Genomic DNA, 8,471 nt, shown 5'->3' with positions numbered 1-8,471 from the left:
ATTCCGGATAAGACATAATTGTGTACAACGTTTATGTATAAGAATAGTTGCGGGTTTGTATGCGAGGATTTTCCGAAGGAAAATCAGACGTTACAAACACGCAACGACCTTTGATTAAGCACTAAACCGCAATTATTTTTATACGGTGTTGTGTGTTCGTTTTTTTACCACAAATATTTTAATTCAATTTTATTTTTTTCAATATTCAGAACTTTGTATGTCGAAGCTCCAATTTCAATTAATGTACTTCCTTCGTCAATGTCTAATTTTTCTTTGAATTCTGATTCTTTTTCCTTTTCAAAAGTCCAGCGATAAATTCCGTCTATTTTCGGTTGGTTTTCAGTTGTCCTAGTAAGGACTAAATTTCGATTTTTAAGAACTCCATTTTCCCAACCAGAAACATCCCAAAATCCATTAAAAATCTCTACTAAAGAATCAGCAACGATTTCTCGTTTTTTCTTTAACTCAATGAATTTGTGATTGAAAATTTTATTTTCTAAACTATCATAGTCAATTCCGTTCCACTCGCAGTTTCCGACTATTTTTATTGCATTTCCATTAGTTTTGATGTCGTAGTAGTCTATAGAAGAAGAATTGAAAGAACAAGTATCTTTAATTGATTTCGCTTTATTAATAAATTCAGTTATTAATTTCAAGTCAGATTTTCCAATTTCGGTTGTCCAAGTTGAGTCCGTTCCAGAACCATAATAATAAAACGGACTTTTTTTAATTGCTTGAATTTTTTCTCCCTTTTTTAAAATGTCCATTGAGTAGAATTCAATTCTTTCATCTCCAGTTCTAAATCGAATTTCGATATCCGAAAAGTCATTAAATTCCGCTTTGTCAATTTTATCAGACTTGCAAGAAGTTAGAATTATAAATAAAATTATTAAATGGTTTCTCATTGTTTCTTAAATGACACACAACGTTGATGTGTATGGTTAGTTTTTTATCAGATTTCATTGTGAGAATAAATCAAATTAAATTCCGATGAGTTCGTTATAAAAACATTCAGATTTGTTTTCTTATCAGCTTTATCATTCTTTAAAGACAGAAAGAATACAGAATGTCCACCTCCAAATAATTTTTCTGAAGTAGCCCAAATAACAAACTTTCTTTCAGTTTTACTGTCCAATTTCGGAAGGTGTTTGAAATTCAGAATTGATAAACTTCCTTTTCCGTTATTCCAGAGTTTGGTTTTTATAGTATCTCCATCAATTTTGTTTATTAAAACTCTACTATCAGAATTGGGATTAATTTTCCATTTCTCATAAAACATTTCTCCAGTTAATTTTCCATTTTTAAATAATTTCTCGCAATAAAAATCGGACGAACATAATGTTAAAACAATATCAGATTTATAAGTTGAATTCAGAGTATCGATTTTTACATTTCGAGTTTGGATTAATTCATATTCGGCTTGTTTGGAAAAAACTTGTTTAGCATTTCGTAATTCAGTCCGATTATAATTCTTTAATTGCTTTGAATTAGTATCATATTCAGTTTGAGCACTCGTACAGAACGATGCTGAAATTACTATTATTGATGTTAGCAGAATGTTTCTCATAAATTAACCACAACGTGTTTGTGTATGCTTTGTTGCGTTGGTTTAGCGTAAAGTTAGCAAATAATTACTGAATAGAAAATCCGCGAGGATTTTCGTAAGTTGGCTAAAAGAAAGCAATAAAATATACACGTTGTTACTTGCAGTTTTTATTAAATTGACTTAATTTTTTGTAAATTCCTATGTCTGTCATAATTCCAAATTCAATTTTTGGTTCACAATTCAAATTATTAAATATAATTCCATATTGATGTTCTTTATTTTTTAATCGGTCAAGATATTTAATTCCGTCTTTTGTTGAATATTCTATAATTCTTTCCGTTACAATTTTAATCTTTAAATCTGTTTTCGAAATTGAGTCAAACACTTTATTTATATAAAATCCAAAATCAGAATCAGCTTCATAAAGTCCTTCACTTTCACTTTTATATTCAATTAGTAATTCCTCAAATTCTTTTTCATTCGGATGAAAAAATAAAAGATTGAAATTATCAATATTCAAAGTGTCCAGTTTCTGTTTTTTTTCCTTTTTAATTATTTCTAATTTTCTGTTATTTTGAAAATTCTCAATGTTTTTTGGAATGTCTTTTTTCACACCTTCTGCAAATTCATACAGTTCAATTCCGAAATAAAATATTCCGACAAGCAAAATTCCAAATATTGTTATTAAAATTCCTTTTTTCATTCTTCGTGAATTGCAAGTAACGTTGTTGTATATGGTTTGTTGCGTGTTTCAAGCACCTAATTTAGTAAATAATTACGGACAAAGAAAGTCCGAGAGGACTTTCGTAAGTAGGCGAAAAGCCAGCAATAAATTATATACGGTGTTAGCAGCAGTTATTATTTTTTCGAATATTTTCTAAAAGCACTTATTAGTTGATATATTAAATATGAGCTAAAAATTCTGGATATGCTATCAAAAAAGACTGCATTACTTGAGTACATCTCTTTTTTTACATCAAAGACTATATCAAAGCGATGAGCTGGATTCATAAAACTAATAAATCTACCAATTTCATTGATTATTAATTCATGGTCAAATTGAGTTTGATTTAAACTATATTTAACTAAAGTATACCAAGTTATTGAAAAAAATATCAGCCAACAAAAAGCAACAAACCAATTTAATCCGTGACTATTTGATATTAAATTAGTAAATAATATGAATTTATCTGAAAACATTCCCTTTTCTTTTCTTATTGATTTTAAGTGCGCTTTCATTTCATATTTATAATACATTAACTTGGTTGGTGTATCTAAATTTTTTTGAGCAACAATTTTCAATTGTCGATAAGTTTCTATTCTATCTTTTAAAGTGTTTTCAGCTTTAAGTAAATTCGATTTACACCATTTAATATTTATTGGCACAATGTCAACTAGATTACAGCTTGTTATTTTAATTTTTGAAAATTCTGAAAAGTTAATAGAACTTAGCATTGCCTTTCCTAAATTAACTCCTTTTAAAGTGAGTAAAGAGTTGTCTGTTAATGGTGATAAAGCATTGATTAAAACATTTCCATTGTTAAAAAAATATTTTATAATTCCAACACGTAATTTTATATTGTTTATTGATAATGTTGAATCTTTTAACTCTCCATGAATTTGAAAGTAGTCGGTTGTTAAGTTTCTTAATAGAAAATCAGTGTTGTGATTAGAATTAAATTCTAAAAATAATTTATTAATTGTATTTTTATTTCCCCTATTAGAAAGAGTTAGCGTGCTTTTTGACTCTCCTCCAATTAGAGATATTAGATCTGCTTCTTTAGGTATTAATTGAATGTCTCGATTAAATTCGTTTTTTTCAAATTTAAAATTTTTTGTTTTAAACTGATCAATAACCAACTGTTTCGAATGGTTGAATTGACAAGATTCGAATATGAAATTTAAGGTTTTTAGTTGTTTAGAGGAAAAATATTGATGAAACGTACAACTAGAAAAAGATAGATTTTTTAATTCTATTTTTTGAACTAAAAATCGTTGATTGAAAATACAATTTATGAAAGAGAAATTTTCATTAGTTTGATATCCTTGAATCTTAAATTCGAAATTAAATATGCAATTAATAAATGTTATTGATTTATTATTACCTGTTGAAATATTATTATCAATATTGATTTCATCTAGAACAGTCAGATTAAAGATATTCTTCTGTGTCTCCAGAAAATATCTAAATCTTTCAAAACTAACCTCTTCATTTTGTTTATTATCCAATGTGTGTTTTTATTGCTGCTAACGTTTATGTGTATTATTTGTTGCGTAAATTTAGCGAAAAAAATAGTTTATTAAACTAAAACTTTAGCGTTTCCGAGGTTTTTCGTATGAAAAACCCAAAAAAGCAATAAATTTTACACGGTGTTATGTTTTGTTGTGATACGTTTGAGTAAGCAAGTTCAGATTCCGTTTTCATTTTTTTCACGCTTTTTTAATTTCCTTTTTTGAGCTTTTTTGAGCTTTTTTTATTTATTTCTTATTTATGTAAAATTCCTTTTTCAGAGTTAATACTTACGTTTAGGTACCGTTTTGATTTTTAATTCGCACGAAATTTTTCCTTAATTAATTTTTTTTACAAAACTTCAATAATTCCAAAGTAGAGAAAATTCCCGCGTAAAATTTTCGTCCTGATTTAACTTTTTTAAAATTCGCGAGAGAGTGTTCAGCATTTTTTTCCTGTGTTTAGATTTTCCTGAGCAATAAAACATAACGGTTTTGTATAAGATTAGTTGCGGGTTTGTGTGCGAGGATTTTCCGAAGGAAAATCAGACGTAACAAACACGCAACGACCTTTGATTAAGCCAAAAACCGCAATTAATTTTATACGTTGTTGGCATTAGTTTTTTTATTTTAAGTTCAAAGTTGGAATAATATTCTTTTTAATTATACAATCAAATGAATAATGTTTTCCAAGTATTTCAATTGAATAAAAATTTCCTTTATATTTTATTTCAATATATGGTTGTTGGGTTATACTTGTTTCAATTGTTTTATTATAATTCCTAAATTCTAGAGGTTCTCCGTCATAAGTTCTGCCGTTTATTTTTAAAGAATCAATATTTACTCCTCCAAGCACTAAATCATTAAAATGATAGTTTAAATATATTCCTTTGTCCAGAATAGGGTAGTTTTTGAGATAAGGCAATTCTAAGCTATCCATTAATATTGGATTAGAATTACTTTTTTTAACTTGATTCTCGGTTAATTCAGTTGAAATCGTATCCTCTGATTTAGGTTCTTCACTTGTATTATTAAATTTCTCAAAATTTTCTTTTGTTTGAGTAATTTCATTAATGATTTTTGAAAAACCAAAAAAGGCAACAATTACGACTAAAATTATTGCAGCAATTTTATTACTCTTTATATAAGATATTATTCCATCATAAGTGAATTCAAACTTCTGGTTAGAGCTATACGTAAATTTACTGACTCCTTTTTTAGAGTCTTTTAAATCAATACCTTTTTCACTCAATTTCATCCATCCGTTATCTCCATTTTTTAGAAAATAACCTCTAGAAATACCAAAAGTTTTAATCTTGTCAGATAACTCAAATAGATATTCTTTTTCTTTTTGAGTATTGATATTAAGATGTTTGTTGTCAATCAGTATATTGTTTATACTAAAAAATGAAACATCATCTAATTCTCTGACAATTATGTCAAAATATTTAATTATTATTTTTTCGTTAATGTTCATTTTTCAAATTAATGCCAACGGTTTTGTATAAGATTAGTGTGGGAGGTAGATAATCGATAGATTGTCAACCGAGCCACAAGCTTATACTTATTTAGTGTTTTTATCTTGTCGATTTAAAAATACTCAAATAAGTATAAGCGACATAATAAAGAAAGACAAAACTTTGAGAAAAGACAAAAACCCACATTAATTTTATACGGTGTTCTACACAGTTTTATTTTTTTAAATTTATCAAATAATGATTTACTTTCTGATAGATTCCATTTATACGGTGGAATGTTACCATACTTGTTAAATTACTAACATCTTTACCATAAGGGTTTTTCATGTAAGTTGTACTGTCAATTTTGAGGTTTTTAAACTCTTCATTTTTTTTACTATAATTTATGAAAAAGGTATAATCTTTCTTGAATTTTTCAAAATCCTTAGCAAAACAATAGACTAAGATGTGTTTGTTTGACAAGCCTAAACTATCGTAATTATTTACAAGTTTAGATATATGCTTGACTAAATTATCGTTTTTTCCAGTTGGGCTTACATTTTTTAGTTTTAAACACTCTATTATGGTAATTGGAAGACCATTTTGATCTCTAATGATAAGGTCGAGTTCTCCAGCACTTTTTCTACTCATTGATAATCCGCTACGAGATTGATCTGAAACATTATATTTTTTTGACCTAAGTAAATCTACGACCGAATCATTTATTTCATCCTCAGTTTTATGTTCTTGATTTCTTTCTAAAATTCGAGTACTAACTTCAATGATATCCGTTTCAAATGTTTCTATTATAGACTCTCTGCTAATTTGTATTTCAAAATCTTTTTTTGACGTGAGCATTAAAAAATAATAAGTGTCAATAATTGGATATATTAATTGAATACTTATTTTTCTTCTTAAATATTTTTTGATTTTTAAAGAGATTTCCTTTTGATGTTTAGAAAGAAAAGAGTCAATATTCTCTTTTATAAAAAAGATATTCATTAGGTCTGAATTATCTTTGATTGCTTTTATACATTTAGATCGAAACTCTGAATCTTTTGACTCATCCTCATTTATGGCGTATCCCATCAAAAATCCATTTATTGATCTATCATATTCTTCTTCAAAATAAAATAATGATTTTTTATCTACGGAATCAGGGATATCTATATATGGTTGATTGTCTAGTTTATTTATTTTGTCATAAATCTTATTAATGAAATAGTCTTTTTCCGTTTTTGATATACTCAAATTTGAGATATATTCATCAAGCATTTTTTTTAAAAGAGTATATGAAGTATAATTACTCATTAATGGATAAATAAAGTCATTAACTTTATCGGATAAAATATGTTTAGAACTAGAGATGTCGTTTGTTATAAGCTTATTCAGATCTCTTAATATTTTTAGGTTTTCTGAAAAATATCTTTCTATTTTATCTTCAATTTCAGCCATAAACATTTTTGAACGAGTTGTTTTTTAATTGTGTAGAACGTTGTTGTGTAAGGAAAGTTGCGTGGTTTAAGCACTAAAGTTAGTAAATAAAACACTAACCAAGAAAATCCGAGAGGATTTTCGTAAGTATGCTTTTACCAGCAATTTTTTTTACACGGTGTTGTGTGTAGTGTTTTTCAGACTACTTAAATTAATTCTATATTTTCCGTTTTTGTTTTTAACTTTCTAACTGAAAGTCTATCTCCTTTTTTATCCAAATTTTCAACAATTTCTTTAGAATCTATTTTTAATATACTAATTGGTTCAAAATATTCATTAAGTTCAACAAATAGGCAATAATCAAATTCAAAACCTCTGAAAATGACTTTAGCTGATTTAGTTGGCTGTCTTCGAGTTTTTATCTCAACTTTTTTTCCATTTGTGTCAAATCCGTCAAAACCTTTTTCAACAATTTTGCAAAGTTCAATTTTCAGTAATTCTTGACAGTAATATTCTCCTAAATCTCCAACAAGATTTTTAGTTCTAATTATTCCCTCTGATTTTAAGGTTTTTAGAGATTCTGCAATTATCTTTAATTCAGGTCTTGTCTTTATTTTCATTAAATTTTACTTTTATCACATTTTCCAAATTTATTTTCAATTTTTTCGATTATAATTGACTTATTTTCTTCGCTTAAAATTTCATCTTTTTGTAATTTACAAAGATAAATTTCTTCTTCAGCACAATATTCAGAATTTGGAAGTTCACAAAAGAAAAGTTGCGAACTATCATTTTTTAAGCTAAAACAGAGTTTGTAATCTTCTTTTTCATTGTTTTTCAAATCATTAAATAATGACTTAATATCGGATTGTTCTACAGCGTAAATCGCTCGGCAAATTTGTTCGTTTGTCATTTCGTTTTTTTCATTACACACAACGTTGTTGTATAAGGTTTGTTGCGTTGGTTTTGCAGTAAAGTTAATAAATAATTACTGACAAAGAAAGTCCGCGAGGACTTTCGTAAGTGAGCAAAAAGCCAGCAATAAATTTTATACGGTGTTAGGTTTAGTTATATTTTTTCTCCATTAGTCATTTTCTCAAGTAGAATGTTTATTTCTTTTCTAAACAAATCATTATTTTTAACTTTCTTCAACAAGCTTATGGCTTTTTTACTATTTTTTTCAATATTATCTCCTCTGTAGTATTTTAAAGCTAAAGTTGGACAACAATAAATATCAAAAACTTCAGCACCTTTTTCCAAATAGAGCATAGATTTTTCAGAATCAGGATTAATTCCACCAATTCCATATTCATAAATTCTACTCAATTTTGAGTAACAGTTTCCAATATTTTCATTCCTTTTTATTAGTTCTTCATAAATTTTGATTGCTTTTTCTATTTTATTATTTCTTTCATCAAAGTAAAAGTTAGCTAATTCAAATCCTGCTTGTATATTTCCCATACTCCAAGACTTTGTCCAATAATTTTCAGCAGTTTTAAGATTTTGTTTTACTTCATCTCCCAAGTAATAAACTTCTGCTAATTCTAGACCAGCATCAGAATCACCAAGATTTAAGCCTTTTTCAAGAAATTTAATTCCCTTTTTAGGATTTCTTTCAATATTTGCCCTCCCTTGTTCTGCATATAAATAAATTTTTCCCAGTAAAGTGTTTGCTTCTGAATTTTCTTCAAGATTTAATTTTTCAAGCAAATTAATTGCTTCTTGTTCATTATTATCTTGCCAAAATTTTATAGCTTTTTCAATTTTTTTTTTAGTCATTCCTAATAATGTCTTGTCCTGAAATA

9 protein-coding genes are annotated in these 8,471 nt (G+C 27.1%); all 9 read right to left on the bottom strand.

Translation table 11 applies throughout. The annotated features are described in order from the left end of the window. Positions 1-164: 164 nt before the first annotated feature. Complete coding sequence (locus KO506_RS04850; protein WP_215993770.1) at positions 165-905, bottom strand: hypothetical protein; 741 nt, start codon at positions 903-905, stop codon at positions 165-167. 47 nt (positions 906-952) lie between these two features. Next, positions 953-1,567, bottom strand: a complete 615-nt coding sequence (locus KO506_RS04845) for a hypothetical protein (RefSeq protein ID WP_215993769.1) — start codon at positions 1,565-1,567, stop codon at positions 953-955. Positions 1,568-1,700: 133 nt separating this feature from the next. After that, positions 1,701-2,249 (bottom strand): hypothetical protein, encoded by a 549-nt coding sequence (locus KO506_RS04840; protein ID WP_215993768.1) that lies wholly within the window; start codon positions 2,247-2,249, stop codon positions 1,701-1,703. 155 nt (positions 2,250-2,404) lie between these two features. Further along, entirely contained in the window at positions 2,405-3,775 is a 1,371-nt protein-coding gene (locus KO506_RS04835; RefSeq protein ID WP_215993767.1) for a hypothetical protein, read from the bottom strand. A gap of 625 nt (positions 3,776-4,400) precedes the next feature. Further along, on the bottom strand, positions 4,401-5,252 hold the full coding sequence (locus KO506_RS04830) for a hypothetical protein (protein WP_215993766.1): 852 nt from the start codon (positions 5,250-5,252) through the stop codon (positions 4,401-4,403). A 214-nt stretch (positions 5,253-5,466) separates the two neighbouring features. Next, positions 5,467-6,687 carry a hypothetical protein gene (locus tag KO506_RS04825; protein ID WP_215993765.1) on the bottom strand — a complete coding sequence of 407 codons (1,221 nt, stop codon included), beginning with the start codon at positions 6,685-6,687 and terminating at the stop codon, positions 5,467-5,469. Between the two features lie 185 nt (positions 6,688-6,872). After that, the gene (locus KO506_RS04820) at positions 6,873-7,286 is read right to left on the bottom strand and encodes a DUF6998 domain-containing protein (protein WP_215993764.1); all 414 of its coding nucleotides are present in this window, start codon (positions 7,284-7,286) and stop codon (positions 6,873-6,875) included. Next, complete coding sequence (locus KO506_RS04815; RefSeq protein WP_215993763.1) at positions 7,286-7,579, bottom strand: hypothetical protein; 294 nt, start codon at positions 7,577-7,579, stop codon at positions 7,286-7,288. Before KO506_RS04815 ends, KO506_RS04820 begins: the two co-directional genes overlap by 1 nt. Positions 7,580-7,734: 155 nt before the next feature. Further along, on the bottom strand, positions 7,735-8,471 hold a 737-nt coding region (locus KO506_RS04810), incomplete at its 5' end, for a tetratricopeptide repeat protein (RefSeq protein WP_215993762.1).

It is taken from the genome of Polaribacter vadi, from assembly GCF_018861005.1.
Classification (GTDB): domain Bacteria; phylum Bacteroidota; class Bacteroidia; order Flavobacteriales; family Flavobacteriaceae; genus Polaribacter; species Polaribacter vadi_A.
Note: the sequence above shows the minus strand (reverse complement) of the source record. Positions and strands in the feature narration are given on the sequence as shown.

Coding starts and splice junctions, on each gene's coding strand:
- KO506_RS04850 (WP_215993770.1), bottom strand. CDS start 905: ATGAGAAACCATTTAATAATTTTATTTATAATTCTAACTTCTTGCAAG.
- KO506_RS04845 (WP_215993769.1), bottom strand. CDS start 1,567: ATGAGAAACATTCTGCTAACATCAATAATAGTAATTTCAGCATCGTTC.
- KO506_RS04840 (WP_215993768.1), bottom strand. CDS start 2,249: ATGAAAAAAGGAATTTTAATAACAATATTTGGAATTTTGCTTGTCGGA.
- KO506_RS04830 (WP_215993766.1), bottom strand. CDS start 5,252: ATGAACATTAACGAAAAAATAATAATTAAATATTTTGACATAATTGTC.
- KO506_RS04825 (WP_215993765.1), bottom strand. CDS start 6,687: ATGGCTGAAATTGAAGATAAAATAGAAAGATATTTTTCAGAAAACCTA.
- KO506_RS04820 (WP_215993764.1), bottom strand. CDS start 7,286: ATGAAAATAAAGACAAGACCTGAATTAAAGATAATTGCAGAATCTCTA.
- KO506_RS04815 (WP_215993763.1), bottom strand. CDS start 7,579: ATGACAAACGAACAAATTTGCCGAGCGATTTACGCTGTAGAACAATCC.